25 protein-coding genes and 1 pseudogene are annotated in these 26,802 nt (G+C 48.3%); 15 read left to right on the forward strand and 11 right to left on the reverse strand.

All coding sequences use genetic code 11. The features are described 5' to 3' along the window. Nucleotides 1-275, forward strand: a pseudogene (locus AWU77_RS00305) (hypothetical protein); the annotation flags it as partial. Nucleotides 276-360: 85 nt separating this feature from the next. Here AWU77_RS00305 and AWU77_RS00310 read toward each other — a convergent pair. Continuing rightward, entirely contained in the window at nucleotides 361-1,662 is a 1,302-nt protein-coding gene (locus AWU77_RS00310; RefSeq protein ID WP_062057515.1) for a dicarboxylate/amino acid:cation symporter, read from the reverse strand. Between the two features lie 100 nt (nucleotides 1,663-1,762). After that, nucleotides 1,763-2,038 (reverse strand): HU family DNA-binding protein, encoded by a 276-nt coding sequence (locus tag AWU77_RS00315; protein WP_062057518.1) that lies wholly within the window; start codon nucleotides 2,036-2,038, stop codon nucleotides 1,763-1,765. A 183-nt stretch (nucleotides 2,039-2,221) separates the two neighbouring features. Between AWU77_RS00315 and AWU77_RS00320 the strand changes: the two genes are divergently transcribed. The 7 genes from AWU77_RS00320 (at nucleotide 2,222) to AWU77_RS00350 (ending at nucleotide 9,684) form a co-directional block, all read left to right on the forward strand. Next, a complete protein-coding gene (locus AWU77_RS00320) occupies nucleotides 2,222-2,800 on the forward strand; it encodes a chorismate lyase (protein ID WP_062057521.1) in 579 nt (192 codons plus the stop codon). 23 nt (nucleotides 2,801-2,823) lie between these two features. Further along, entirely contained in the window at nucleotides 2,824-3,870 is a 1,047-nt protein-coding gene (gene ubiA, locus AWU77_RS00325) for a 4-hydroxybenzoate octaprenyltransferase (protein ID WP_084617875.1), read from the forward strand. 113 nt (nucleotides 3,871-3,983) lie between these two features. Then, nucleotides 3,984-4,682 carry a phosphate regulon transcriptional regulator PhoB gene (phoB, locus tag AWU77_RS00330; protein ID WP_062057524.1) on the forward strand — a complete coding sequence of 233 codons (699 nt, stop codon included), beginning with the start codon at nucleotides 3,984-3,986 and terminating at the stop codon, nucleotides 4,680-4,682. A gap of 151 nt (nucleotides 4,683-4,833) precedes the next feature. Further along, nucleotides 4,834-6,114, forward strand: coding sequence for a phosphate regulon sensor histidine kinase PhoR (gene phoR / locus AWU77_RS00335; protein ID WP_062057527.1), 1,281 nt, complete (start codon nucleotides 4,834-4,836; stop codon nucleotides 6,112-6,114). A 321-nt stretch (nucleotides 6,115-6,435) separates the two neighbouring features. Beyond that, on the forward strand, nucleotides 6,436-7,611 hold the full coding sequence (locus tag AWU77_RS00340; protein ID WP_062057530.1) for a lytic polysaccharide monooxygenase: 1,176 nt from the start codon (nucleotides 6,436-6,438) through the stop codon (nucleotides 7,609-7,611). Between the two features lie 350 nt (nucleotides 7,612-7,961). Then, complete coding sequence (locus AWU77_RS00345) at nucleotides 7,962-9,071, forward strand: sensor histidine kinase (protein WP_062057533.1); 1,110 nt, start codon at nucleotides 7,962-7,964, stop codon at nucleotides 9,069-9,071. Further along, nucleotides 9,064-9,684, forward strand: a complete 621-nt coding sequence (locus tag AWU77_RS00350) for a response regulator transcription factor (RefSeq protein WP_062057536.1) — start codon at nucleotides 9,064-9,066, stop codon at nucleotides 9,682-9,684. Before AWU77_RS00345 ends, AWU77_RS00350 begins: the two co-directional genes overlap by 8 nt. A 143-nt stretch (nucleotides 9,685-9,827) precedes the next feature. Here the strand turns inward: AWU77_RS00350 and AWU77_RS00355 are convergent, their stop codons facing one another. The 3 genes from AWU77_RS00355 to AWU77_RS00365 all read right to left on the reverse strand — a co-directional run bounded on the left by AWU77_RS00355 (nucleotide 9,828) and on the right by AWU77_RS00365 (nucleotide 13,443). Next, nucleotides 9,828-11,021: a C2 family cysteine protease gene (locus AWU77_RS00355; protein WP_062057539.1), complete on the reverse strand. Its 1,194-nt coding sequence runs from the start codon at nucleotides 11,019-11,021 to the stop codon at nucleotides 9,828-9,830. Nucleotides 11,022-11,257: 236 nt separating this feature from the next. Next, entirely contained in the window at nucleotides 11,258-13,030 is a 1,773-nt protein-coding gene (locus AWU77_RS00360; RefSeq protein ID WP_084617908.1) for an ABC transporter transmembrane domain-containing protein, read from the reverse strand. Nucleotides 13,031-13,233: 203 nt separating this feature from the next. Next, nucleotides 13,234-13,443: a cold-shock protein gene (locus AWU77_RS00365; RefSeq protein WP_062057542.1), complete on the reverse strand. Its 210-nt coding sequence runs from the start codon at nucleotides 13,441-13,443 to the stop codon at nucleotides 13,234-13,236. 248 nt (nucleotides 13,444-13,691) lie between these two features. On the opposite strand from AWU77_RS00365, the gene AWU77_RS00370 reads away from it, so the two are divergent. The 3 genes from AWU77_RS00370 (at nucleotide 13,692) to AWU77_RS00380 (ending at nucleotide 15,692) form a co-directional block, all read left to right on the forward strand. Beyond that, a complete protein-coding gene (locus tag AWU77_RS00370) occupies nucleotides 13,692-14,144 on the forward strand; it encodes a hypothetical protein (RefSeq protein WP_062057545.1) in 453 nt (150 codons plus the stop codon). A gap of 93 nt (nucleotides 14,145-14,237) precedes the next feature. Continuing rightward, on the forward strand, nucleotides 14,238-15,428 hold the full coding sequence (locus AWU77_RS00375; protein WP_062057548.1) for a Bcr/CflA family multidrug efflux MFS transporter: 1,191 nt from the start codon (nucleotides 14,238-14,240) through the stop codon (nucleotides 15,426-15,428). Between the two features lie 42 nt (nucleotides 15,429-15,470). After that, nucleotides 15,471-15,692 carry a VF530 family DNA-binding protein gene (locus AWU77_RS00380; RefSeq protein ID WP_062057552.1) on the forward strand — a complete coding sequence of 74 codons (222 nt, stop codon included), beginning with the start codon at nucleotides 15,471-15,473 and terminating at the stop codon, nucleotides 15,690-15,692. 12 nt (nucleotides 15,693-15,704) lie between these two features. Here AWU77_RS00380 and AWU77_RS00385 read toward each other — a convergent pair whose 3' ends face one another. From AWU77_RS00385 to AWU77_RS00395, 3 genes are read right to left on the reverse strand one after another with little or no spacing between them, the layout of a single operon-like run. Beyond that, on the reverse strand, nucleotides 15,705-16,154 hold the full coding sequence (locus AWU77_RS00385) for a chemotaxis protein CheX (RefSeq protein ID WP_062057556.1): 450 nt from the start codon (nucleotides 16,152-16,154) through the stop codon (nucleotides 15,705-15,707). A 10-nt stretch (nucleotides 16,155-16,164) separates the two neighbouring features. Then, complete coding sequence (locus AWU77_RS00390; RefSeq protein WP_062057559.1) at nucleotides 16,165-16,527, reverse strand: response regulator; 363 nt, start codon at nucleotides 16,525-16,527, stop codon at nucleotides 16,165-16,167. An 18-nt stretch (nucleotides 16,528-16,545) separates the two neighbouring features. Beyond that, entirely contained in the window at nucleotides 16,546-18,717 is a 2,172-nt protein-coding gene (locus tag AWU77_RS00395; RefSeq protein ID WP_062057562.1) for an ATP-binding protein, read from the reverse strand. Between the two features lie 406 nt (nucleotides 18,718-19,123). Here AWU77_RS00395 and AWU77_RS00400 point away from each other — a divergent pair, with 406 nt between their 5' ends. Then, the gene (locus AWU77_RS00400; protein WP_062057565.1) at nucleotides 19,124-19,435 is read left to right on the forward strand and encodes a hypothetical protein; all 312 of its coding nucleotides are present in this window, start codon (nucleotides 19,124-19,126) and stop codon (nucleotides 19,433-19,435) included. 67 nt (nucleotides 19,436-19,502) lie between these two features. Here AWU77_RS00400 and AWU77_RS00405 read toward each other — a convergent pair whose 3' ends face one another. Then, on the reverse strand, nucleotides 19,503-21,317 hold the full coding sequence (locus tag AWU77_RS00405) for an ABC transporter ATP-binding protein/permease (RefSeq protein WP_084617876.1): 1,815 nt from the start codon (nucleotides 21,315-21,317) through the stop codon (nucleotides 19,503-19,505). A 199-nt stretch (nucleotides 21,318-21,516) separates the two neighbouring features. Here AWU77_RS00405 and AWU77_RS00410 point away from each other — a divergent pair, with 199 nt between their 5' ends. Together AWU77_RS00410 and AWU77_RS00415 are read left to right on the forward strand one after the other, a co-directional pair. Beyond that, the gene (locus AWU77_RS00410; protein ID WP_062057569.1) at nucleotides 21,517-23,484 is read left to right on the forward strand and encodes a S9 family peptidase; all 1,968 of its coding nucleotides are present in this window, start codon (nucleotides 21,517-21,519) and stop codon (nucleotides 23,482-23,484) included. Nucleotides 23,485-23,639: 155 nt separating this feature from the next. Then, entirely contained in the window at nucleotides 23,640-24,500 is an 861-nt protein-coding gene (locus tag AWU77_RS00415; protein ID WP_062057572.1) for a PA4780 family RIO1-like protein kinase, read from the forward strand. A 62-nt stretch (nucleotides 24,501-24,562) separates the two neighbouring features. Here AWU77_RS00415 and AWU77_RS00420 read toward each other — a convergent pair whose 3' ends face one another. Beyond that, nucleotides 24,563-25,045, reverse strand: coding sequence for a GNAT family N-acetyltransferase (locus AWU77_RS00420; RefSeq protein WP_062057575.1), 483 nt, complete (start codon nucleotides 25,043-25,045; stop codon nucleotides 24,563-24,565). After that, on the reverse strand, nucleotides 25,042-25,314 hold the full coding sequence (locus AWU77_RS00425) for a DUF1778 domain-containing protein (protein ID WP_062057578.1): 273 nt from the start codon (nucleotides 25,312-25,314) through the stop codon (nucleotides 25,042-25,044). Before AWU77_RS00425 ends, AWU77_RS00420 begins: the two co-directional genes overlap by 4 nt. Before the next feature lie 371 nt (nucleotides 25,315-25,685). Here AWU77_RS00425 and AWU77_RS00430 point away from each other — a divergent pair, with 371 nt between their 5' ends. Further along, the gene (locus AWU77_RS00430) at nucleotides 25,686-26,777 is read left to right on the forward strand and encodes a mechanosensitive ion channel family protein (protein WP_062058441.1); all 1,092 of its coding nucleotides are present in this window, start codon (nucleotides 25,686-25,688) and stop codon (nucleotides 26,775-26,777) included. The last annotated feature ends 25 nt before the right edge of the window (nucleotides 26,778-26,802 follow it).

Here is a 26,802-nt window from a genome sequence, read left to right on the forward strand (position 1 = left end):
GCGGTATTCCACTCGCGCCGATGGATATGACCGTTGCCAATGTGATCGCCCACGAATTGATTGGTGAACCGTTTGCAAATGAGTTGGATCAGGCGGTGTTATTTTCCGCCGAACTCCTGTTAAACGAGCACGATTTTGAAGGCGCCAATATCAACCGCTATGTCAATTTGCACCGCGATAAAGGCTGGACTGAAGAACTGGAACGCTGGCCCTGTTTGGTAGAAGACCTTTCGATTCGAGTCGAGTTTGAAACTGATTCTGAAACGCGTCACTGATAATTACTTACTAGACTTAATCATTAAAAAAGGCGAATTGCGCTGCGCAATTCGCCTTTTTGTTGGCTACAAACCGCCGGTCACGTCACACCGGATCAACTTCGGCATTTAAGCTCATATCGTCAAACCGGGATTTATCCAGCATGTTTTCGCTCTTGGCGACTATGGTCGATACCGTGGCATCACCGGTGATATTCACCGCCGTGCGCACCATGTCCAACAGGCGATCCACACCGATAATCAGCGCAATGCCCTCCACCGGCAAACCGACCGATTGCAATACCATCGCCAACATGACCAAACCTACACTGGGCACACCGGCGGTGCCGATTGAGGCGAGGGTGGCGGTGAGAATCACCATTAAATAACCAGACGCAGGTATGTCGATGTTGTAAACCTGAGCGATAAAAATGGTGGCCACACCCTGCATAATTGCGGTGCCGTCCATATTAATGGTGGCGCCCAACGGCACCGAGAAGCTGGCGACTTTATTGTCCACCCCCAAGTCGTGCTCCACGGTGCGCATAGTGACGGGCAGGGTGGCATTGCTTGAAGCGGTACTAAAACCAAATACCGCTACTTTCCACATTTTGCGGAAAAAGATAATCGGGTTTAAGCCGGTCAGGATTTTTAATAGCGAGCCGTACACCACCAAGCCGTGTAGCAGCAATACAAACAGCACGGTGAAAAAGTACTTGGCCAGATCGGCAATGGCAGCAAAACCAATCGTGGCAAATAACTTGGCCAGCAGGCAAAACACGCCATAGGGCGCCAACTGCATCAACAACATCATCATTTTCAGCACCACTTCGTTGAGGTGCTCAAACAAGGTTTTCATGCTGCTGCCAACTTCACCGCCGGTGCGCGAGATGGCGATGCCAAGCAAAATCGAGAACACAATCACCTGCAACATGTTCCCTTCTGCCATGGCCTGCACTGGGTTGCTGGGGAAGATATTAATAAACGTTTCTTTGATGGATGGCGCTGGTGGTGCCGCGTAAGTGCTAGAGACAGCCATATCCACCCCGGCACCTGGCTGTATAAAAATCGCCACTCCCATCGCCAGTGAAATCGCAATTGCAGTCGTCAACAAATAGAGCGCCACAGTTTTAGTTGCCAGTGCACCCATACGGTTGTGGCCGCCGAGCGAAGCAGCGCCGCACACCAGCGATACAAACACCAGGGGCACTACCAACAATTTCAGCGAGGCTACAAACACTTGGCCAACAGCATCAAAAATGCCATTGATCACCACATTCTGAATCCACTGGCCATAGACGGTAGTCGCCGTCGTTTGCGTTTCATCCAGCCCCAGTAGCAGATTAAAAATCACCCCGAGCAGCAGGCCAAGCAACATGCCCAGCAAAATTTTATTAGTCAGTGACATGTAGCCTCGCAGAATTATTGTGACTTGTTAAATGAGGAGGACGGGGGAAGTTGGTGTTGGCGGCTATGGGTGCCGCCAACAGAGCCGTTTGGCGCAGCGATTATTCGTTGACCGCGTCTTTTAGCGCTTTACCCGGTTTAAAGGTTACGGTTTTGCTGGCGGCGATTTGAATCGTTGCGCCAGTTTGTGGATTGCGCCCTTCACGTGCAGCGCGCGCGCTCACATTAAAGGTGCCAAAACCCAGTAAGGCGACTGATTCGCCGCGGCTCAAGGCATTAGTGACCTGCTCAATAAAAGCAGAAACCACTAGGTCGGCCTTGTTTACACCCAAATCTGTATTGTTCGCCAGCGCGACAACTATATCGGTCTTATGCATGATGCTCTCCTTGGTAGTAACTATCGATAGGCTTAGGAGTTTACCCGCATTAATTTGTTTACGGCAGACTTGATCTGGCTTTTTCCGCCTCCCGCGCCATGCCCAAGCGAACACAAGCTGATAAACTGCGGAGCGTTTTTACCCCTTTACACCTCATGGCAGCATCAAAACAGGAGCCACATTTTGCCCAAGGCTGCGTGTTATTTACCCTCTTCATTGTTATGGCAGCCACTGCAACGCATTGCCCGGCACCAACATCCATCTGCAGCGATGCAAGATTGGCTGAGCGACAGCAGCTCCTTGACTGCGCGGCTCATCGCCAAGAGCCAAGGCCAATTCAAGGTGCAGGTGGTGCGCCAAATAATCGGGGTGCCACGGCTAAACGAGCGCCAGGTGCTGGGAATGCGGCGGCCCACCCTGGCGTTGATTCGCGAAGTTATTCTGCAAGGCAAGGGCGAACCCTGGGTATTTGCCCGCAGCCTCTTGCCACTGTCCAGCCTGACCGGATCACTGCGCCACCTGCGCAAACAGGGCAACCGCCCCTTGGGGGCGTTTTTGTTCAGTCAGCCACAGTTGCAGCGCAGCGCCATTGCAGTGGCGCGAATTAGCCGCGATCATGCTTATGTTCCCGCTGATCTGGTTGGCAAACAGCCACTCTGGGGGCGGCGCTCAGTATTTTATCTGCAGCAGAAACCCCTGCTGGTGAGCGAAGTATTTTTACCGGCCTTTGCCGACCAACTCGCGCTGCCACCGACTCGATAACCCTAATAAAACGGCGTTTGGCTATGACAACCCCAAAAGATGTAAAACCCGGCGATTCAGCGCCCGCAGCCAAACAGGCAGCGGCAAAAAACATGGCGGCACCCAAGACCAAATCAGCCGCGACAACCAAACCTGAACGCAGCAAACAGAAAGCAAAAACCATTGTTAATCCTGTGGCGAAAAATAGCTTAAAAAGCAGCTTTGTCGCCAAACTACGGCAAAAAGCCCCACTTTACTGGCGTTTGATGCGTATGGATCGCCCGATTGGCACCCTGCTGCTCCTGTGGCCCACGCTCTGGAGCTTATGGATTGCGGCCAAGGGCGTGCCCAGCCTCAAGAATCTGGTGATTTTTGTGCTGGGGGTGATAGTGATGCGCGCCGCTGGCTGTGTGATCAATGACTTTGCCGACCGCAAAATCGATGGCAGGGTGGAGCGCACCCAACATCGCCCACTCGCCACCGGCGCCCTCACCAGCCGCGAGGCCATCGGCCTGTTTATCACTCTATGTTTGATCGCCTTTGGGCTGGTGCTATTCACCGATCCCTTCACCATCAAATTGTCAGTTGGCGGCCTGATCCTCGCGTTTTGCTATCCCTTTATGAAACGCCACACCCATTTGCCGCAAGTGGTACTGGGCGCGGCATTCGCCTGGGGCATACCTATGGCTTACGCCGCCGAAGCGGGGGAACTCACCCAAGGTATTTGGCTGATCTATCTGGCAGTGGTGCTCTGGACAGTGGTCTACGATACGTTTTATGCGATGGTGGATAGGGATGACGATCTGAAAATCGGCGTCAAATCCACCGCGATATTGTTTGGTGAGCAGGATCGCGTCATCACCGGCGCACTCCAAGCCATGACAATTTACGCTTTGATACTGGTCGGCAATCGCTTTGAGTTGGGCAGTTTTTACTATCTGGGGCTGGCAGTTGCCGCCGGTTTATTTATCTATCAACAATGGCTGATTCGCTTTCGCGCCCGCGCCGCCTGTTTTAAGGCATTCCTCAATAACAACTGGGTCGGTGTCGCGGTATTTGTCGGGATCGTTATGGATTATCAATTTCACTAGCGGCTAATTTTTCACCCTGTCATAAATGTGTAACACTGAGCTTATTTAATACACTGCAACAATAGCTTCACAAACCTGTGAGGCAAACCGTGGTTTTTTCAGGCAGAACACTTATGACTGGTCGCAAAATTCTAATCGTTGACGATGAATCCGCAATCCGCGATATGCTGCGGGTAGCGCTGGAAATGGCTGAATACAACGTGTTGGAAGCGAGCAATGCACAGGATGCACACGGCATTATTATCGATGAAAAGCCCGACCTGATCCTGCTCGATTGGATGATGCCCGGCACCAGCGGCATCGAATTAGCGCGCCGTTTGAAGCGCGATGAAGTCACCGCCAACACCCCCATCATCATGCTCACCGCCAAAGGCGAAGAAGACAATAAGATTCAGGGGCTGGAAGTGGGCGCCGATGATTACATCACCAAACCTTTTTCACCGCGTGAATTGGTTGCTCGCTTGAAAGCCGTATTGCGCCGCGCCGATCCGCAAATCAACTCAGCACCCATTACGGTACAAGGTCTGTGCCTCGATCCCGCCAGCCACCGCGTTACCATCCACGATCAATCGGTTGATATGGGCCCGACTGAATATCGCCTGCTGGAGTTTTTCCTCACCCATCAGGAAAGAGCTTATACTCGCAGCCAATTGCTGGATCACGTTTGGGGCGGCAATGTGTATGTGGAAGAGCGCACCGTGGATGTTCATATCCGCCGCTTGCGCAAAGCCCTCACCGTTGATGGCCACGAAGATTTGATCCAAACAGTGCGCGGTACGGGCTATAGATTTTCTACTCGTATTGAAGCCTGATAATAATCAGCTGTAGCAGCCGGAAGCGATGCGTGCTGCAAGACCGTCTGAGACATGGATGTCGAAGATGAGCCTCCAGGGATGGATTTACGGCGTGTCTTGCAGTGCTCATCGGTTGCGGCTGCGGATTTAAACCGGAGAGGCTCCCCCCTTGTTAAAAGGTTTTAGCGCTGAGCTCCAGCGCATTCTCATTATTCTCGCCTTGTGCAGCCTGATTGGTTTTTTTAGCGGCCTGTACGCCGTTTGGATGCTAATTGGCTGCGCCGCTTACATTATCTGGATGCTCTGGCAAATGCGCCGCCTCAACCAGTGGCTGCTGTGCCAGGAAACGGAAGAAGCACCCGAAGCCACTGGCATCTGGGGTCAGGTGTTTGACAACATCTACCAGTTACAGCGCAGCCAACGAGTTGAAAAAGAAAATCTGCAGGCAGTGATTAAGCGTATTCAGGAAATCAGCTCGGCACTGAAAGACGGTTTGATCATTCTCGATGCCCGCGGCCACTTGGATTTTTGGAACCCCGCCGCGCACCGGATGCTGGCGCTTAACACCAAAGACCAAGGCCAATCGGTTATCAACTTTATCCGTCACCCCAAATTTGTCAGCTATTTTGAAGAGGGCAAATACGAAGAGCCACTGGAGCTACCCTCACCGCGCTTTCAATCCAAACAACTGCAATTTCAAATCACCCCGTTTGGCAAAAGCGAACGTTTGATCGTGGTGCGCGACATCACCCAGCTGCACAATTTGGAAAAAATGCGGCAGGACTTTGTCGCCAACGTCTCCCATGAACTGCGCACCCCACTGACCGTTATCAACGGTTATGTAGAAACACTGGCAGATAACAACAGCACCCCCAGCTGGGATAAGCCCTTACAGCAAATGCTGCAGCAGGCAAAACGCATGTCGCTGTTGATTAACGATCTGCTGGTGCTCTCCAAACTGGAAACCACAGAGGCAGGGCACAACCACAAACCGATCAATATTGAGCAGCTCCTAACCATTGTGAAAAGTGAAGCAGAGGTGTTGAGCAAAGAGAAACGTCAGCACCTGACGCTCATTTGTAACAATACGACCAAACCACTGCTGGTCTCCGGCAATGAAAAGGAACTGCACAGCGCGTTTTCCAATCTGGTCACCAATGCGATCAAATACACCCCCAATGACGGCAGGGTGAGCGTGCTGCTCTGGCAGGATCAAAAACACTTTTATGTATCCGTAAGCGATAACGGCCCCGGCATTGAAGCGCAACATATCCCGCGTTTGACCGAGCGTTTTTACCGCGTTGATGCCAGCCGCAACAGCGGCACCGGCGGCACAGGTCTGGGCTTGGCGATTGTAAAACACGTCTTGATGCGCCATGAAGCAGAGCTAAAAATCACCAGTGAAGTGGGCAAAGGCAGTATGTTTATCTGTGTATTTCCACTCAGTTAAGCAGCAACCAAGCAACGTTGTCTTTTCAAAAAGAACGATTAGCCCCAGCAAAATCGGGCAATAATCGGCTTCTGTATTGCTTTTCCATCTGAAAAATTCCGAAAATCAAACTTCCTTCGCAAAATACTACCCCTAAACCCTAAACTCGTACTCGCAATGTACAACGTTGTCATTTTAAACTCCACGGCAATGGAACCGATTGTCGCTCACATGAGATCGGCTTGATGTATGGAGAACAAACATCATTCCAGATCGGCGCACTGAACTGCTCAGTCCCGATCTTGTTAGTTAATAAACTAAAAAATCCCTTGGAGATGAAAAGTGAAAAAGACAATAAAAGCCTGCGGAATTTCCGCTGTAGTACTAGGTTCGCTCTTGCTTACCAGCCAGGCATTTTCCCACGGTTATGTATCTTCACCGAAAAGCCGCGCTTTTTTCTGTACCACCTCACAAGGCGGTGGCAGCTCAGCCGCGTGTATCGCTGCGTCTGCTGGCGGCAATGCCAGCCAATATGAACCACAATCAATTGGTATTGGTGGCGCGAACGACAATCACCAAGCGCTGATTCCCGATGGCAAACTGTGTAGCGCTAACATGGCCAGCAACAATGGTCTTAATTTGGCTCGCAACGACTGGAAGGCAACCACTGTTACTGCTGGCCCTCTGGCGTTCACCTGGACTAACACTGCACCACACAAAACGTCTTACTTCCGTTACTACATTACCAAAGAAGGTTTTAACCCAGGTGCAGCTCCACTGAAGTGGTCTGATCTGGAACAGATCGCCCAGACAGCACCTGAAGGCCAAGAAGCAGTGTCTACTCACATGGTTAACCTGCCACCCCGTACTGGTCGCCACATTGTTTACAGTATTTGGCAACGTGACCCGCTGAGAGATGCGCCAGAAGGCTTCTATCAATGTATTGACGTTGTTTACGGCAATCCATCAAGCAGCTCCTCTTCCGCTGCACCATCTTCTGTATCCTCATCGTCGGTGAAATCGAGCGTATCTTCAGTTTCGACTTCTTCAAGCGTTTCCGACAATACCTGTGCTGGTCTGCCAGCCTGGAATGCCAGCACTGTGTACCAAGCTCCGCAACAGGTAGAGCGCAACAACAGACGCTACTCTGCCAACTACTGGACTCAAGGCAATGATCCAGCACTGGTATCAGGTCAATACAGCCATTGGCTTGACTTGGGTGCTTGTACTTCTGGCGGCGCATCATCAACTCCATCAAGCGTAGCGCCTAGCTCATCCAGCAAATCAAGTGTTGCTGTGGTTAGCAGCTCAAGCGCACCCTCGTCTGTTGCAAGCGGTAACTGCACCTCACCTGCCTACGTAAATGGTGCAGCTTATGCTGCGGGCGCAGTAGTTAACAATGCAGGCAGTGAGTACCGTTGTACTGTGGCGGGTTGGTGTTCACAAGGTGGCGCATACGCACCTGGCACTGGCTGGGCTTGGACTAACGCCTGGTCTTTGGTTCGCGCGTGTAACTAATTCAACAGATTTGCGTCTGGCTCTACCTGCAAGTTAGCCAGATGTAAAAATGGTTGAAACATAAAAAACGGCAGTCCCCAGGGACTGCCGTTTTTTATTGGCCGCAACTTTTTATTTATCGGAGTTGGATTTCTATTTCGGTCGCCTTATCGACAATGACTTTTGCTTCATCAAATGACGGGGGGCCATAGCTACCTGCGAACAAATTCATCATTTGGCGATGACAATTGTCCATCGTACACATTCACAGTGACGGCATGACTTATGTCCTATTTAGCCTGTTGGAGTTAAACCGTACTATGATCGGATCGATGTAGCGCGGCAGTTCACTCCCAAAATGAACAAACACCATGAATAAAGATAATTATCTACTGACACTGGCTGGATTTATCACCTGGAGCGGAGTGGCCTATGTTGAGTTTGGGCGGCTCGCTGGCTCCTCATTTTTGTGGCCGAGCGTACTGGGCTACGGTGTCTTTTTACTCCTGTTTTTAATGGTTGGCAGCGGTTATGCCATTAATATTTCGTTGCGCAAAACCCGGATCATTTTATTGGTGCAACTGTGCATTGCGCTCTTATTAATGCTGGTCCACGTAGGGCAAATATCACCGGTATTATTAGTGGTCTGGGCGGCGCAATTACCGGATTATTTTTCGCGCCGCGCAGCAGTTCTACAAGTGCTCATTAGCAATCTGCTGTTCTATTACATTCAAATAGATTTCTGGCACTTTGACAACGCGATAATTACTGCGCTTATTTATCTTGGTTTTCAGCTATTCGCCCTATCCACTTCTTTTGCCCGCGTTAGCGAGCGACGTGCCCGTGAACAACTTGAACAGGTAAACCAGCAATTGCTCACCACGCGGATTATTTTGGCGCAATCGAGCAAACAAGATGAACGTTTGCGCATTGCGCGCGACTTGCACGACATACTCGGTCATCAACTCACCGCCCTGAATTTACAATTGGAGATTTTGCAGCACAAGGTTGCACCTGAGTTGCAAATATCCCTCGCCGACACTAAAAATCTCGCCAAACAATTACTCGACAATATTCGCGCTGTAGTGCGCAACCAGCGCACACCATTAACTGTCGATATACGCCAAGCGGTGCAAGCGCTTGCACTGCGTTTACCGCAACTACAATTGACGCTGGAAGGGGAGCTACAACTGGAATCCGCAGAGTGTGCAGAGCAACTGTTGCTTTGCATTCAAGAGGGAATTAGCAACGCGTTGCGCCATGGCCGCGCGACAAAAATACATATTTTGCTACAACAGCAACAACATAAAATATGCATTTTCGTCGACGATAACGGTCGCGGTTGCCCAAACACAATCAACCCCGGCAGCGGCCTGCTCGGCATCAATGAACGCTTACAACTATTTAACGGTAGCAGTCGTTTAACGCCACTGGCGCAAGGCGCGCGCCTGCAGATTTCACTGGAGCAACAGCATGCTTAAAATTGGCTTGGTAGATGATCAGGAATTAGTGCGCAAAGGTATCGCGGGTTTACTCGCACTCTCAGGCAAAACAGTGATTAGCTGGGAGGCGAATAATGGCGTAAACGCGCTCGCCGCACTGCTGAATAACCCAGTTGATGTGATACTCGCTGATATTCGCATGCCAGTGATGGATGGCATTGAACTGGTTAAAAAATTGCGCGCCGAAAACAACCTGACACCGGTATTAATGTTAACTACCTTCGGTGACAGTGAATTATTTGTGCAGAGCATAAAGGCCGGAGCCAATGGTTTTTTATTAAAAGATGTATCACTGGAAAAGTTAGTCAGCAGCCTTGAAACCCTCGCGCAAGGCGCTGGCTTTCTCGCAGAAGGCAATATGTTACAAGAATTATCAGGGCTGAAAAAAACAGAACAAAAAATCGACTTATCAGAACGCGAGCTGCAAATTTTACGGTTATTGGCAGGCGGTTTTTCCAATAAAGAAATTGCGCGCGCAATTTTTCTCGCCGAAGGCACAGTGCGCAATCATGTTTCCAATTTGCTATCTAAATTAGATTGCCGCGACCGCACCCAAGCCGTGTTAAAAGCTATCAATTTAGGCATAGTTTGAATAGTTCGCAGGCTTCATTTTTGGCTTGCCATCGATTTAACAAGAACAATAAATTCAATTTTCATTCCTGCTGGAATGAAAAAACGGCGCGTATTTTGCGCCGTTTTCCAATCTATATTACGAATCAAACGCTCAGTAGTGTGTTAGGCAACCCAGCCCAAGCCAGCGAAATATTGTTTGAACGTGCCTATCTTCATTGCAAAAACACCATCGGTATTTAATGGCATCTGCGCAGAGTAAACATTAGTACTGCTCCAGTTGCCAGGCAGTACATCCAATGTCGCCTCATGGGTTCCCCATGGATTACGCAACACTATGTAGTAGGTATTGTTGCTCCAAGCCCACCCCAGAATAGAGTAAGCATGATTACCTACCACACGGGCTGAACCATAATCCGTACCTGCAGGTGATTCACCGTGAGTCCAAGCCACCATCGGATTAAATGTGCGGCCGCCGAGAGAATTAGCGCGCACAGATTGAATCAATGCATCGGCAGAATGTTCGCTGTTGTTACGGTAGTTCTGCGCCCCGCGTACAATTTCAGCGCAAGCTAAAACTGCGTTGCCATAAGCCATAGGGCCATAGTCAGGAAAATCCGTTGTGTTGCCCGTCTTCCATTTAGCAAAGGCCTTTTCCAATATTGCCGGCCAGGTCTCGCCCACGTCACGGGAACGCGCATAGCGCCAACTGTTGCTACCCTGAACTACCGGCACTCGCTCACCCACCTCTACTGACTCACCGCTACCTGTACCATTTTTAAAAAAAGTTACGCGGTGAATAGGGCTTTCATCATCACCCCAGGCAGATGGTCGCACTACATTTGCAATAGCATAGGGGCGCGACCAAGCGACCGAACTCATCGCAGCAATAAAATAACAGTTAGCAATACTGCCTTGGATCGGATCATTAATTTCACCTAAGTCTTCAAAGAAATCCCCTTTATCAACCCATGCTGTATTAGCCGGTTGCCAAGGAGTATTGGCGGCGCCAACCACTGGTTGAATCAAGGAATCAGCCAAAACTTTAGTGCGGCTCTCTGTCAGCGCAGTCAAGTTAGTACGTCGGATCGCAGGTTGGGTAAGAAGATTGCTACTTAAAAATGTAGCTAGACGATTATTCGCTTCAGCAAGCGATAAAACCTTCATTTTGCCCTGTGCGTCTGTCACAACACCGGGTCTTAACAGTGGGCTATCTTTAGCAAATATTTTTGCTTCAGGAATTTGTAGAATCGATGACAACTCCGCCACCGGATTTGCAAACGTACTCCAGCGTATTTGTTTTCCTGCAACCTGTTCAGCAATAGCATAGGGATTGGTAACACCAATATTCAGTTCCATTTCTTACTCCTTAAGTGGATTTTTTTGCAGGCAATAGATGCACTGCTAATGTAAAAGCCAATTAAGATGAGCAATTCCTATCAAACACCATACAACATTGCTCATCCCTGACTTTCGTATCCAGTCTAGCTTGAGCTATCGCACAGACAGAATTACAAAATCACACTGCCTATGTGATTTATTCACCTCCTACAAGAACAAAATAATTTGTCTGCGCAGTAGGCTAGCAAACCTGCTTAGTTATCCAATTGAAATTGCAAGCGCGCCAGTTGCTGATACAAATCACTGTTCGCCAATAATTCTGTATGCGTGCCGCTCGCCACAATCTTGCCCTGCTGCAATACCAGAATGCGATCTGCATTGACCACCGTTGAGAGACGATGCGCAATCATAATGGTGGTGCGGTTTTTCATCAGTACTTCTAACGCCTGTTGCACCGCTTGTTCGCTATTCGAATCGAGCGCGCTGGTGGCTTCATCCAACAATAAAATTGGGCGATCAGCGAGAATTGCCCGCGCAATCGCAATACGCTGTTTTTGCCCGCCCGATAAACGCACCCCGCGTTCACCGAGATAGGCATCCAAGCCTTCCGGCAATTGCTCGATAAATTCCATGGCAAACGCCGCAGTGCAGGCAGCGATCACCTCAGCATCAGTTGCATTGGGGCGCGCATAGCGCACATTGTCGCGCACACTCGCGGCAAAAATGACCGGATCTTGCGGCACCAGTGCGATGCGCTCGCGCACCTGTCGAATATCGGCGTGGGTTAAATCGACACCATCCAATAGAATTTCACCCGCGAGCGGATCGTAAAACCGTTGCAGCAATTGAAACAGCGTAGTTTTACCCGCACCCGATGGACCTACCAACGCCACTTTTTCGCCGGGATTTACCCGTAGATCAAACCCATCAAACACCGGTGCATCCAACCGTGTGGGATAGGCAAACTTTACTGTGCGCATCTCCACTAAACCCTGTGCTGGTACCGGCAATAATTCCGGCTCCTCGCGCATAGGCAAGGCCGAGGGGGTCGCCAGTAGTTCAACTAATCGCTCAGTGGCACCGGCGGCGCGCTGCAATTCCCCGATGACTTCCGATATAGTTCCCATCGCACTAGCGACTATCACGGCGTAAAAAATAAATGCCGACAACTCACCGCCAGTGATATTGCCCGCTAACACATCGTGGCCGCCGACCCATAAAATCATCGCCACTGCGCTAAATACCAAGGTGATCACCGCTGCAACCAAGAGTGCACGCTGACGCACGCGCTTGATACCAGCACCAAAGGTCATCTCCACCCGCTGATTAAACTCGCTGGCCGCTGCTGGCTCGTGGCCGTATGCCTGCACGGTGCGAATTTCATGGATCACTTCATCGGTGTATGCACCCACATCGGCCACACTGTCCTGACTTGCGCGCGCCAGTTTGCGCAGGCGGCGGCCGAACACAATAATCGGCACCAAGACAAAAGGAATCGCCACCAATACCAGTGCCATCAACTTCACACTGGTGACCGCCAACATCACTAAACCGCCCAGCAATAACAAGGCATTGCGCAATGCCATAGAAACACTGGAGCCAATTACCGTTTCCAGTTGGGTGGTATCGTTAGTTAAACGGGAAAGCACATCGCCGGTGCGATTTTGCTCAAAGAATACCGGCGAGAGCGTTAGCAGATGAGAAAATACCCGGCGGCGCAAATCTGCGGTAATGCGCTCGCCCAGCCATGAGACAAGATAAAACCGGCTGTACGTTGCCACTGACGTCACCAGAATAACGCCCAGTAATCCCAACAGCGCATAGTTGAGCAGCTCCGGGCTACCGGCCACAAATCCTTTATCGATCACCTGTTTCAAACCTTGGCCGATTAATAAGACGCAGGCAGCGGCGACGACCAAAGCAACCAGCGCCAGTAGTATGCGCAAACGATAAGGGCGCAGCAGATCCAGCAAAATTTGGCGGCGCGATAGGGATTCGGCTATAGGAGAGGAGCGTGATAAAGACATAATAGTTCCGCAGGAGTCGATAAGCTCAGGGAACAATTGGGGAGCAGTGATCAAATGCAAGGCTGCGGTGGATGGTTGATGACCTTTGTCAGGCTTCAGCGGCAAAATCACCCAATTTCAAGCAATAAAAAAGGCGAAACCCGAAGATTTCGCCTTTTTAGCTGTAACATCAGCGACCTTGGTCGCTGATAAGCATCTAATAATTAGATAGCTTGAATGTTTTCAGCTTGTGGGCCTTTTTGGCCTTGAGTAACGGTGAAGCTAACTTTTTGGCCTTCAGCCAAAGTTTTGAAGCCTGAACCAGAGATAGCGCTGAAGTGAGCGAAAACGTCTGGACCAGATTCTTGCTCGATGAAACCGAAACCTTTAGCTTCGTTGAACCATTTAACAGTGCCAGTAGTAGTTTTAGACATAGTATTACCTATTAATACAAAAGTAAGTTTACCCCGAAGGGCGCTTGTGCTGGAAATGTGGGAATTACTTATGTAAACAGGACGAAATACTATGGAACTTCGAAATGTGGTGCATAAATATTAGACGTACTTTCAAGCTGAGGCTCAGTTTACACGCCTTTAGATCAATGTCAATCAATTGGGTTTGCTAAAGCGCCAGAGCCTGCAAGTATAATTACTCCCTCACCTTATCCCAGTGGAAATCATTCATGCGATTCATGCGCCAAAGCCGGTTAATCCTCAGTTTATTGTTATTACATCTCGCAGTGAATTGCGCTGCACAAACCGGCAGTTTTAATTTAGAAGACTGGCCGCAAACACAAGCTGCGCTCAAGCCCATGTATGTCAAAGCCATCATGGAACAAGCCGGCGTGCACAGTGTGAGCTTTACCCGAACGGCAGAATTTTATGCTGCGGAATTGGATAGGTTTGCCGAATTCGCCCGCGCAAACAGTTACCTTCCTTATTTAAAAACATCCGTCGCGCAAAATTTGGCAACAATTGCTGTGGTGAACTGCGATTGGAATAACGGTATTCCACATTGGGAGTTCGCTCAAAATTATTTGGGTGAAAAACAATTAGCTCTGTTACAACCTGTTTATGGTGATGCCATAAATAAACTCAAAAATAATTGCGCGGCAACAAGCACTGCTGCGCAATGATCGAATTTTTAGTGCAATTACTGATGCACTATCCCATCGTTTAATTATCAGCAGAGGCGTAGCATAAACGCTTCTCTGATATGCGATCTGGTTATGACCAAACAATCCCACCCTTTTTTAATTGTTCTGCTCGCTGCCGTAATTGCCACCACCCCGCTGGCAGTGGATATGTATTTGCCGGCGATGCCAGTTATCGCCCAAGATTTAAATACCCACATCAGTAGTGTGCAGCAATCGCTCAGCATTTTTCTCGCTGCCTACGGGGTAGGCATGTTGCTGTTTGGCCCACTGGCGGATTTACTCGGGCGCAGGCCTCTGGCGATTTTTGGCCTCACGGGTTTTACTCTCTGCAGTATCGCCCTCGCGCTGGTCGATAATGTGCAGCAGTTTTTATTTTTGCGCGCACTGCAAGCATTTTGTGGCGCCGCAGCAACAGTAGTTGTACCGGGATTAGTGCGGCATATGTATCAAGAGCATACCGCTAAAGGTATGTCTTATATGTCCATGATTATGATGCTGGCACCACTGCTTGCACCTGGCATCGGCAGCGCCATTTTATGGATAAGTGATTGGCGCAGTATTTTTTATATATTGGCACTCTATGGTGTACTGATCTTTTCCTTGGTGTGGAAGTGGTTGCCTGAAATCAGTAAACCCATTAACACTCGTAGCGGGATTGCCGGAAATTTTTTTAGCGGTTACAAAATCGTATTTTCCAATACACAGGCGCGCCCACTCATCATGAGCATGATGTTTGGTGCATTTTCCTTTTTTTGTTTTATCACCGCCGTCTCGTTTATCTATATCAATTATTTTGGTGTCAACGAACAAGCGTTCAGCATGTTGTTTGGTGCAAATGTGCTGTGTTTGATATTGGCCAACTTTGTAAATAGTCGCCTGGTGACTCGCCTCGGTTCAGTGCGAATGTTGCGTGCAGGTGTGGTGTTAGCGTTAGTGAGTGCACTTTTACTCTGTGTGTTTAACCTGTTTAAATTAAACCTCTGGTTTACCGTCTTTAGTATTGCGCCGCTTATGGCTGGCCTCACCTTGGTCTCAACCAATACCGACGCGCTGGTATTGATGCAATTCCCCCACAACTCAGGCACTGCAACCGCCGTAATGGGCACGCTGCGTTTTAGCACTGGTGCTTTGGCCGGGCCACTGCTCGCCTTTTTTTACACCGGCAGCGCCATGCCTTTTTCGCTGCTGATGCTAATGGGCGTGTTAGGTGTGACTGTTTGCCAACTTTGGTTCGCCTATAACAGCAAACAAGTTGCAACATAAAAATAGTGTAGAATAACGGCTTCTTTTTCTGTGAGAAAAAACATGACCGAGCAAAAAAATAATCCACTGCACGGCCTGACATTGGAAACCATAGTGACGCGGCTGGCCGAACACTATGGCTGGCAAGAGTTGGGCAGCTTGATCAGTATTCGCTGTTTTCAAGCCGACCCCAGTGTGAAATCCAGTTTGAAATTTTTACGCAAAACACCATGGGCGCGTGAAAAAGTCGAACAACTTTATTTGAGTACCCATTTCACTCGCTGAGCAGCGATCAGGCTACTGCTCCAAACAAATCACTACCGCTGCGTGATAGGCCTTCCAGTAAACGGGAATAACATAGGAGCGCATCTGTGCCGGTAAATGAATATGATTGGGTGCACCTTCAATCATCACTGGTACTGAAATCATAAATTCGTGCCCAAAACGGCTACGTGCATTGCCAGAAATGGTATTGGCAACCTCTCCCACCAAATCAAAAATATGTTCGTTGCTAGTATCCGACTCGCCAATACTCAACAATAAATGTTTGAGCAAAATACGCGGCGCGGTGAAATAGACACAGCCGCGATAAGGACCAGAGATTCCGATTATGCCAGTTACATCATAAGCCGCTGGTTTATTATTTTCGACTAAATAAGGTGTACCCACTTTTACATTCTTGTCATTGGTGTGATGAAAATAGCGCACCACGCCATCGATAAATACTTGCAAGGTTTCTTGTGACATTCGCCAGGTCCTAATCTTCAGTTAGCTCGGTAAGCGCTTCCAGCAGTTGATCATCCGTAAAGGGTTTGCATAAAAATCCACGCGCACCTTTTTTTAGTGCAGAGATGCCAGTGGCTTTATCCGATAGCGCAGAAATCACTAAAATGCGCAGCTTTGAATCCAACGCCATCAGTTGCTCAATGCAGGCAATGCCATCCATTTCCGGCATAGTTAAATCCATGGTGACCACTTGCGGGCGGGTCTGTTTAAATAATTCAAGCGCCTCTATTCCATTGGCAGCTGCCGCAACTACGCGAAACCTATCTGAATCATTACAGCGTTCAATTTTACGGCGGATAATATTCGAGTCATCCACAATCATCAGTGACAGCATATTATTTTCCTTTCAAATTCAGGCTGCTATTTCTTCGCCGCTGGTGGCGTGAGCGATTGGCAAGGTGATCACAAAGCGGCAATGGCGACCGGTACGACTGGAAACACTAATTTTGCCGCGCTGGGTTAACACATGGTTCATCACTGCCTCCATACCCACGCCGCGACCTGCATCTTTATTAATGTCTTTTGCGGTGCTAAAGCCCTCATGAAAAATTAATCCGAGCAATTGTTTATTTGTCCAGGTTTCAATTTCTGCTTCCGGCCATTTACCGGATTTAAACGCTTTAGTGCGAATGGCTTCGTAATCCAGGCCCTGGCCATCGTCCATTACCGTCAATTCCATTTCAGTGTCAGATATTTTTGCGAGCCGTAAATCAATACGGCCAGTGATAGGTTTTTCACTCAACTCTCTATCCCGTGGCGATTCAATGCCATGCACTACCGCATTGCGCAAGAGTTGAATACAAATTTCTTTTAATTGCTGTTGCGCAGCAGTTGCCAAATTAATTTCGCTTAAACCACTGGCAACTAACTTGACCTGCTTGCCATTGCGCAGTGCAATATTTTGTACAAAGTCATGCAGATGATCCCAACCATCACTGCGGCGACTACCGGCACTATAGTGATTAGTCGCGGGGCGCTGAATATGATTGCTCACCACCGCAAACTGCCCCAGCTTTTCGGTGAGATGCTCAATCTGCTGCGTGTAACTAATCAGGTTTTCCAATTGCACGGTAAGACCAAGGTAATCATTGCCGCTCAAGTCGCGCTTTTCGCACAAAAGCGCCAAAGTATCTTCCATTTTATGGGCTGCATTTTCAAAAAACTCCAACTTAAGTGATGCCGCCTCACCTTTGAAATTATGGATTTCCCGAAAAATGCTAGTAGCTTTGTCGCGCACGGCCTGAGTGGTTTTAGCCGGTTGGCGTAAAATATTGTTGACGCGATTAAAACAATTAAAACTATTGGCGATAAATTCTCTCAGTAACCCCGGATGGGTATGCAGCAGTCCGGTCAACATTTCCAGTTGCGATTCATTGTGCTTGCGGCTCTCATTGAGCGCACGCTCCAATTTGACCTGCGCAGTGATATCCAACACCGTCACTAATACATGGGAAATAATTTGTACATCGTCATCATTTTTTTGATAGGCGCGCGCAAAACTAAATTGCAAATGTTTGGTAAGAAACCCGCCATTGTCCTGCGCTATATTAACCTCAACCAAATTTAGCGGATTTAAATCGCCAATTAATTTTTCTTTTACATTGGCGTCAAATAACAATTCGATAAAACCACGGGCGGTTTCTGCATCTTTTGCACTGACAATATTTTCCAATAATACCTGCAAGGATTTACCCGCGAATCCCTGCTGACCGAGCACCTCAAGCAGCCGCGCAGAGTGCTGTTCGCCGATAATTAAATCCTTATCAATCAGAAACAGACCTTCGTTTACTGTTTCAAGAATTTCCGTGGTTTCACGCCGGGCTTTTTCAATCACCTTATCGCTATCGCGCAATTGCCGCACAAAGTGCAGCATAATAAAAAGGAAGTTGATAATTGCGAGGCTAATGCCAACCGTTTGAATAATGCGGAGACGGGTGGCCTTGGAAGCGGCGACTTGCTCCAAGCTGAGCGTTAGATCGTTCATGGAGGTAAGGATCGGCAAATTGTGTAACCTTGCCATAGCAACTGCAGTGGCAAGAGAGCCGTCAAACGCAGTATTTTGTTCTACATCATTAGAAAAGTTTTCTATCGCATTTTTATAGGGCTGCCACAGCGCTAGGGTGTTAAGCAGTGAATCGCGCCCCAAACGATTAGTGACAGGTTCCAGTGTTACTACTTCCTTCCCTGCACCGCGTACTACACCACCAGTGTTAAATGCAGCGAGTGTTTCATCAAATAAATGCTTACTGAGCTGCAACTCATCAAATGCGGTTTTGAACCCCTGCGGGTCATCGCGCGATGCATCTAATACAAAAAGGGTTTTTGCCATGCGTTGCGACAGCATACGCTGACGCCCGGCAAGGTTGACCCCAACCGCATCGTCGGCAATTTCAAACGATACGTAAAAATTAAACAGTAACACAGAGGCATCTAGCAATAGAAATAGGGCAATGGAAATAATAATGCCGCGATATTTTCCGTAATCAAACTGCCATCTGGATTCGGTATGGGTAGTTCCTGACATGCTAAGCACCTGACATCAATCAATAGTTGCAGTTATCTGTCACTGCCGGGCGATCCAAGTCTGCCCTTTAATAACTCCTCAACCACATTCGTTTTACGTATTGGTGTTGGTGCATTAGCGAAAGCTATGCCAAGTTAAAAAATTGGCGCGTATGTCAATTATTGGGGCGCATTACAAATGTTTTTTTGCAATAAAACCCGCTATGCACCGTTTTGTTTGCAGCACTCAAGTCTAAAAAGATGCATGAAATTTTTACTTCGCACCTGTTTGGTTCTTCGGCGTAAAGATTTTTATCCTTTTATGATTGCACTCATAGGTATAGACTGCCCGCAGCGGTCATTGCGACTGCATCGCAGCTTTGTATTGGCCGCATCTACCACCTCAATACCACCATAAGGATCGAACGATGAAACCAATTCATACCCTTGCCACTCTCTTAATTTCCGCCGGTTTGCTCACTGCTTGCGCAAAAGAAGAGCCAAAAACCACTACTGAACAAGTAAAAGAAGCGGTTACTGAAACTATGGAAGCCGCGGGCGATTCAATGAAGGAAGCGGCTGATGATATGGCCGATGCGGCCGCAGAAATGAAAGACGACGCCGCTGAAGCGATGGAAGAAACCGGTGAAGCGATCAGCGAAGGCGCAGCCGATGCCGCTGACGCAATGAAAGATGCAGCGGAAGAAACCAAAGAAGCCGCAAAAGAAATGGCTAACTAATTCAGCCTATTGGCTGACTAGAGAGTAATTGGAAGTGAGCGGGTCAAGCGATTGACCCGCCCATTTTTTATTCGCGTTCCTGCAATTGCATCGCCCACATTTGCGCATATTTTCCTTGCCGGGCTAATAATTCAACGTGTGTGCCTTGTTCAATAACCGCCCCCGCATCCAAGACGATAATCTGATCCGCATCCACCACAGTTGATAAACGGTGTGCAATCACCAGCGTGGTATGGCCACTGGCCACTTCCTGCATGGCCGCGAGAATCGCCGCTTCGGAATTGGAATCCAGCGCACTGGTGGCCTCGTCGAAAATTAGAATTGGCGAGCCTTTTAATAAAACTCGTGCAATGGCGATGCGCTGTTTTTCGCCGCCCGATACTTTTAAACCGCGCTCGCCAACCAGGGTTTTATCGCCCTGCGGCAGGCTATTAATAAATTGTTCAAGATGCGCCATCTTAATCGCGCGGTCGATTTGTTCATCGCTCGCCTGGGGATTACCGTAAGCAATGTTCTCGCGAATGCTGGTATTAAATAACACCGTATCCTGCGGCACTATGGCGATAGCGCGGCGTAAACTATCCAGCGTAACCCTGCGAATATCCTGCCCATCAATTTCAATGCTGCCGGACTGAATATCGTAAAAGCGGTAGAGCAAACGCGAGAGAGTGCTTTTACCCGCACCGGAGGAGCCGACAATCGCCACCTTGGTACCTGCCGGAATCTGCAAATTAAATTGTTTCAGAATAGGGCGCTCAGGGTGGTAACCAAAATCCACTTGCTGCAAATGGATTGCGCCTTTGTCGACTTGCAGCGGTTGTGCATCGGCGCTGTCACAAATTGCGGGGCTGCGCTTTAGTAGCGCGAGCATATTTTCCAGATCGGTTAGCGAGCGACGTATTTCGCGGTAGACAAAACCGAGAAAGTTGAGCGGAATAAATAATTGAATCATGTAAGCGTTGATCATCGCCAAATCGCCCAATGTCATTTCCTTATCAATCACACTTTGCGCCGCCATCCACATCATCGCGGTCATTGCCACGGCAATAATCAATGCTTGCCCTGAGTTGAGCGCAAGCAGAGACATACGGTTTTTTAATTTAGCCTGCTCCCAATTGGCGAGAAATTTATCGTAGGTTTCGGCTTCGTAGCTTTCGTTATTAAAATATTTTACGGTTTCATAATTGAGCAGCGAATCAATCGCACGGGTGCTGGTGGATGAGTCGGCCTGATTCGCCTCGCGTACAAATTTATTGCGCCACTCAGTGGTGTAAATAGTAAACACCACATAGATTGCCACCGCGACCAAAGTGATTACCGCGTACCAAATAGAAAACGCAGCGGCAAAAATAATCGCCACCATTAGAATTTCAAACAGGGTGGGAACAATATTGAACATTAAAAAACGCATCAAAAAACTGATGCCATTGGTGCCGCGCTCTATATCGCGGCTAATACCGCCGGTCGCGCGATCAAGGTGAAATGCCATCTCCAATGAATGCAAATGTTGGAATACTCGCAAACCAATTTTGCGCATCGCATGTTCGGTTACACGGCTAAACAATGCATCGCGTACTTCGCCAAAAAACACACTGCCAAAACGCAAGGCGCCATAGAACAAAATAAAAAAGGCAGGCAATGCCAATTCTGGTGCGATATTACGATCCACACCATCAATGATATGTTTGAGTGCCCAAGGCATCACTAGCGTCGCACCTTTAGCGGCAAGCAACGCCACCACCGCCAACATCACCCTGCCCTTAAAATCCCACAAATAAGGCAGCAAATAGGCCATGCTCTGGCGCAAATTTACCTTGGCCGTGTTAGTTCGTGTTTCATTGTTAGGGTGAACCGATAACCCCGATGAATGCATGCCGCGCATAGATGCTCGCTATAAACTCAATAGGTCGTTAAATAGATGCAGGCTAACACAAAGTTGACGCCTGATTTGCACTTGTGGATACTTTGCACAGCAGTGATCCATGCTTGAAATAGGAACCTGGATAAGGGCGATTAGCTCATGGAACCGGAAGATCAGGAATGAGACTGCGGTATCTACCCACAAAACTAAGGACAACAACATGTTTCGGCTCGCTTTAGCTCACCGCCAGGTGGCAACTCTTTTACTACTGGTTTTGACCTGTGCAGTCCAATCTCTCAGCGCTACTGAATCCGCTAAAAAACACACTCAACTACCACTGGAAGTTTTTTATAAGGGTGAATTGGTAGAAGACATCGAGCTCTCGCCCGATGGTACACATTTACTCGCACTTAAAAATGTTGGTGGCGATACAGTATTGATGGTATTGGAAATCGCAACCGGCAAGGTTTTTTACCCGACCAAAACCGATAACAAACAATTTAAATTCAATTGGGTAGCCTGGGCAAACAATGACCGCATCCTGATGAGCTTGCGCTTTGATAGCCGCTTGCGAAACGGCGTGAAATATATGCAAACACGCCTGCTTGCAACCGATGCTAAAAAACCGGGCAAAATGATTACGTTAGTAAAACCGGATGATGATGCAAATGGCTGGGTAAGCCAATTTCAGGACAATATCATCAGTTATTTACCCGATGATCCCGATCATATTTTATTGAGTGTGGATCGCGAAATGCCGCTACATCAAACGGTATATAAAGCGAATGTGTATACCGGAAAATTAAAAAAAATAAAAAAACATTCCAGTACAGTACGCTCATGGTATGCAGACCGCGCGGGCAATGTGCGCGTTGGCCAACACTATGACGATAAAAAACGCAAAGTCAGTTACAAAGTTTTAGACAGCGCCACTAATAAATGGGTAGTGGCTTGGGAATATATTGTATTTGATGAGCCAGAAATCAACATCGCTGGTTTTGGTCACAACCCCAATGAATTGTATATTTTTGCTGACCATGAAGGCCGCCAAGCGCTGTTTAAAACCGATTTGTCCAAACCGGGATACCCCAGAGAATTAGTATTAAGCAGCCCAGACTATGATGTCAGTGGCCGCTTGATTTACTCCAGCGCACTGAAAGAGGTAGTCGGGTTGTATTACAACGACGGCTCGTCCAAAAGTGTATTTTGGAATCAGGAATTTAAAGCGTTTCAAGCGGGATTGGATAAAGCCTTACCCGACACCCGCAACTACATCAGCAGCATGAGTAGCGATGGTCGCAAGTACATCTTATTCACCACCAATAACACCAATCCCGGCAATTATTTATTCGGCGATCGCGACGAAAAATCTATTTCTCATGTCGCAACTAGCTATCCGGATTTGACCGAAGATGTGTTAGTCGAAAAACAATCACGCACTTACAAAGCGCGCGATGGTTTGGAGCTGGAAGGATTTTTATCTCTCCCCAAAACATTCTCCAACAAGCCTACTGCCACTATTATCCTGCCCCATGGCGGCCCTATGAGTGAAGACGGAAAAAGTTTCGATCTGTTTTCCACCTTTATGGCTAATCGCGGCTATGTCGTTTTTCAACCCAACTTTCGTGGTTCATCAGGCTATGGCCATGATTTTATGATGCAAGCAGTAGGCGGTTATGGTTTGGAAATGCAGGATGATCTGGAAGATGCGGTGAAATATTTGGTTGACGAAAAAATCGCTGACCCCAAAAAAGTATGTATTGTCGGCGCCAGTTATGGTGGCTACGCTGCACTCATGGGCGCGACCAAGACACCGGATTTATTTCAATGTGCGATCAGTTTTGCCGGCATGTCGGATTTGATCAAGATGCGTGACAGTTTCCGCAATTTCACCAACAAAAATACCGCACGCAAACAATTCGGAGAGGATAAAACACAGCTTAAAGAGACCTCACCAGTGCGCATGGCTGAACGCGTGAAAATTCCTATCCTGTTAATTCACGGAAAAGACGACACCACTGTACCCGTTGTGCAAAGCCGCATCATGGCCGACGAATTAAAAGACCACGGCAAGGTGTACGAATATGTAGAACTGGAAAATGGTACCCACTACCTGGATTATTATCCTGATCGCAAACAAACTTTTGAGGCGATGGAAAACTTTCTGAAGAAATACTTACCCATTTAATCCGTAACATAATCCCTTTATAACAGCGCATCCTGAACCGATGCGCTGTTTTTTTATCCTGCAGGTTCAGGCAATCGTTTTTCCGGTAACAAGTTCAGGGTGTTATTATGCGGGGGAATATCCTTTAGACCCCGAACAGCTGAACCCCAATATCAATGAAAATACCCAATCGCTTAGCGGCTCTGGTCAATGATGGCCTGATTGACGAAGTCTATTACCCCCTCATGAGCGGCAAAGAAGCGCAGGTTTTTGTAGTGCGCGCCAATAATGAAGTCCGCTGTGCCAAAGTCTATAAAGAAGCCAAAAAACGCAGCTTTAAACAAGCTGTGCAATACCAAGAGGGGCGCACTGTGCGCAACTCGCGCCGCGCTCGCGCTATGGCAAAGGGCACTCGCTACGGCCAAAAAGAGGCGGAAGAGGCTTGGCTCAACGCCGAAGTAGAGGCGCTGTATCGCCTCGCCGAAGCCGGTGTGCGTGTACCTACACCCTATTGGTTTGTGGATGGTGTATTGGTGATGGAGCTGGTGGTCGATGAAGAGGGCGACCCGGCACCACGCTTGGATGACGTCGCCTTTGACCCGGAAACCGCACGCGCCTATCACGCCCAAATGATTACCGAAATTGTGCGCATGCTCTGTGCAGGTCTCGTGCATGGCGATTTATCTGAATTTAACGTATTGGTCGATCACTCCGGCCCGGTGGTCATCGATTTACCCCAAGCGGTCAATGCCGCCGGTAACAACAGCGCGAAAATGATGCTGACCCGCGATGTAAATAATATGCGCGATTATTTTGGCCAGTACGCACCCGATTTGTTAGTCACGCACTATGCCGATGAAATGTGGGATTTGTTTGAACACGGCAATTTGCACCCGAACAGCAAACTCACCGGCGAATTTGCGCAGAGCAATGTGGAGGCTGATCTGGCCACCATGATGCGCATTATTGAAGACGCTAAAGCAGAAGAGGAAGACCGCAAAGAACGCGAACGCATGGCGCGGGATGGAGAGTTTTAGAAGAAGGGAAACCAAAATATCAATGCAAAAATGACTACCTGTTGCGCGGATTTTTTTAGAACTCAGTTCAAGCGCAACATCAATGTCAGTGGATGAATCGGCGAAACACCAAATCCATAATATTCATAAAATGCTTTCGCTTGTTCATGCAATGCATGTACGACCAAGGCTCTAACACCGGCATTTTGCGCAACCGATCCCGCGCGATTAACCGCATCGCGCAATAAGCCAGCACCCAGTTTTATTCCCTGCGCGCGCAGGTCAACCGCCAAACGTGCGAGTACCAAAACGGGGATAGGATCAGGCATATTGCGTTTAACCGATCCCGTCGCCAATTGGTGTGCAACCGCACCGGCAGCTAATGCGTAATAACCACACACACGGTTATCCTGATCAGCAACAACAAACGTCCTGCTGGCGCCACTGGCTTGATTAACCAGAGCCCGGCGTTTGAGCCAGTCGTTCAGGCTCACCTCACCACAATCAAAATCACCAATAATGTGGGACTCCAACAAAGGTTGCGGCGCAGATAAACGCAAACTCATACCTTGCTCTCATCCCACGGAGCTTTCACCGCCATTAATCGTTCCAAACCTTGGTTCGCAGACAAAGGAGCATCCAGTAACGCCACAAAATGCTGGAATTTGCTAGCATCAAGGCTGAAAAACACCTGATCCAACAACACCGCTTGAGCGCGCTCACAGGCAGCCTCCAACATAAAGTCAGACCTATTTTTGCCCAGCAAACTGGCAGCCTGATCAATCAGATCACGCTGCTCAGGTAAAGCGCGTAAATTAATCGCAGCAGCACGCATAACAACCCCTCCTGTATGGACAATAGATATACAGTCTATTCTTTGTGTATCTATTGTCAATACAGTACTTTTCTCCAAGTCACGGCTGCCACCGGTGACCAGTGCAATTTTCTCCAATGTCAGGTACTCACACAGGCCTCGTTTATCCCGGTTAATTGATAGATCAAGTTGATAAGCAGTACCGACCGGCGCGTGAATCTGGTACAAGGAAGATTTATCCCTGCACCAATTGATTCACTATGTTCCAACACTCGGTGAAAAATCGGCCGATTTTGAATATATCCAAGACGATGAAGTGAATTTTTTTGTTACTAGAAAGAGAGGTAAGTATGAAGCTGGATTTTTTCGACGAAATATTTAAAGGTTTTGGTATGGCCGACACCAGTTGGGGCGGCAGTATAAAAATATTTTCGTTGGTCTTACTCACCTTTATCGTCAGTTTTGTTGTGGGGAAAATATTTAAACAACTGCAAAAACATTTTGATAAAACCAACAACCTGTGGGATGACACTATTCTGTGGGCGGCGCGCAAACCGATTAGCACCATGATCTGGATTGTCGGTTTATCGCTCTCTGCGGCCATGGCCGATCACGTCGCCGGCACTACATTTTACGCGTTTGCCGAACCGGTTGCGCGGCTCGGTTTAATTGCGATGATCGCCTGGTTTATTGTGCGTCTAATCAGTGGCGCAGAGCGCATCGTGGTATCGCCGGAAAAAATGGCCGACCCGATGGACCCAACCACTGTATCAGCAATGAGTAAATTGCTGCGCGGCTCGGTCATCATCACTGCGGTATTGGTGATTTTACAATCCATGGGCTACAGCATTTCCGGTGTGTTAGCCTTTGGTGGTATTGGCGGTATTGCGATTGGTTTTGCCGCAAAAGATTTGCTCGCGAATTTTTTTGGCGGCTTGATGATTTATATGGACCGCCCGTTTAGTGTTGGCGATTGGGTGCGTTCACCCGATCAGGACATTGAAGGCACAGTAGAAAAAATCGGCTGGCGCCTTACTACTATTCGCACCTTTGATAAACGCCCGCTCTATGTACCCAATGGTACCTTTGCCACTATTTCGTTAGAAAATCCATCGCGCATGAGCCATCGCCGTATTCACGAAGTGATTGGCATTCGCTATGACGATGCACACCTGATGAGCAAGATTGTTGCAGACGTTAAACAAATGTTAATTGATGACGATGAAATCGATACCAGCCAAACTACCATCGTCAATTTCAATCAGTTTAATGCGTCATCGTTAGATTTTTTTATTTACTGTTTTACCAAAACGATTAATTGGATTCACTACCACGAAGTGAAACAAAATGTATTGCTAAAGATCCACGAGATCATCAGCAAACACGGCGCCGAGATTGCCTTCCCAACCCAAACCCTGCATCACGCATCTATTTCGCCAGTAGAATTGCGCGCAGCAGAAGTGGCAGCGCCAGAAACAAAATAAAAAGATCAACTTAAATAAGACGCAA

The sequence above is a fragment of the Cellvibrio sp. OA-2007 genome, assembly GCF_000953825.1.
In the GTDB taxonomy this organism is placed as follows: domain Bacteria; phylum Pseudomonadota; class Gammaproteobacteria; order Pseudomonadales; family Cellvibrionaceae; genus Cellvibrio.

Coding starts and splice junctions, on each gene's coding strand:
- ubiA (WP_084617875.1), top strand. CDS start 2,824: ATGACAACCCCAAAAGATGTAAAACCCGGCGATTCAGCGCCCGCAGCC.
- AWU77_RS00430 (WP_062058441.1), top strand. CDS start 25,686: ATGGCCGACACCAGTTGGGGCGGCAGTATAAAAATATTTTCGTTGGTC.
- AWU77_RS00390 (WP_062057559.1), bottom strand. CDS start 16,527: ATGCTGTCACTGATGATTGTGGATGACTCGAATATTATCCGCCGTAAA.
- AWU77_RS00365 (WP_062057542.1), bottom strand. CDS start 13,443: ATGTCTAAAACTACTACTGGCACTGTTAAATGGTTCAACGAAGCTAAA.
- AWU77_RS00360 (WP_084617908.1), bottom strand. CDS start 13,030: ATGTCTTTATCACGCTCCTCTCCTATAGCCGAATCCCTATCGCGCCGC.
- AWU77_RS00370 (WP_062057545.1), top strand. CDS start 13,692: ATGCGATTCATGCGCCAAAGCCGGTTAATCCTCAGTTTATTGTTATTA.
- AWU77_RS00385 (WP_062057556.1), bottom strand. CDS start 16,154: ATGTCACAAGAAACCTTGCAAGTATTTATCGATGGCGTGGTGCGCTAT.
- AWU77_RS00420 (WP_062057575.1), bottom strand. CDS start 25,045: ATGAGTTTGCGTTTATCTGCGCCGCAACCTTTGTTGGAGTCCCACATT.
- AWU77_RS00425 (WP_062057578.1), bottom strand. CDS start 25,314: ATGCGTGCTGCTGCGATTAATTTACGCGCTTTACCTGAGCAGCGTGAT.
- AWU77_RS00395 (WP_062057562.1), bottom strand. CDS start 18,717: ATGTCAGGAACTACCCATACCGAATCCAGATGGCAGTTTGATTACGGA.
- AWU77_RS00350 (WP_062057536.1), top strand. CDS start 9,064: ATGCTTAAAATTGGCTTGGTAGATGATCAGGAATTAGTGCGCAAAGGT.
- AWU77_RS00410 (WP_062057569.1), top strand. CDS start 21,517: ATGTTTCGGCTCGCTTTAGCTCACCGCCAGGTGGCAACTCTTTTACTA.
- AWU77_RS00310 (WP_062057515.1), bottom strand. CDS start 1,662: ATGTCACTGACTAATAAAATTTTGCTGGGCATGTTGCTTGGCCTGCTG.
- AWU77_RS00375 (WP_062057548.1), top strand. CDS start 14,238: ATGACCAAACAATCCCACCCTTTTTTAATTGTTCTGCTCGCTGCCGTA.
- AWU77_RS00355 (WP_062057539.1), bottom strand. CDS start 11,021: ATGGAACTGAATATTGGTGTTACCAATCCCTATGCTATTGCTGAACAG.
- AWU77_RS00405 (WP_084617876.1), bottom strand. CDS start 21,317: ATGCGCGGCATGCATTCATCGGGGTTATCGGTTCACCCTAACAATGAA.
- phoB (WP_062057524.1), top strand. CDS start 3,984: ATGACTGGTCGCAAAATTCTAATCGTTGACGATGAATCCGCAATCCGC.
- AWU77_RS00315 (WP_062057518.1), bottom strand. CDS start 2,038: ATGCATAAGACCGATATAGTTGTCGCGCTGGCGAACAATACAGATTTG.
- AWU77_RS00400 (WP_062057565.1), top strand. CDS start 19,124: ATGAAACCAATTCATACCCTTGCCACTCTCTTAATTTCCGCCGGTTTG.
- AWU77_RS00380 (WP_062057552.1), top strand. CDS start 15,471: ATGACCGAGCAAAAAAATAATCCACTGCACGGCCTGACATTGGAAACC.
- AWU77_RS00345 (WP_062057533.1), top strand. CDS start 7,962: ATGAATAAAGATAATTATCTACTGACACTGGCTGGATTTATCACCTGG.
- AWU77_RS00415 (WP_062057572.1), top strand. CDS start 23,640: ATGAAAATACCCAATCGCTTAGCGGCTCTGGTCAATGATGGCCTGATT.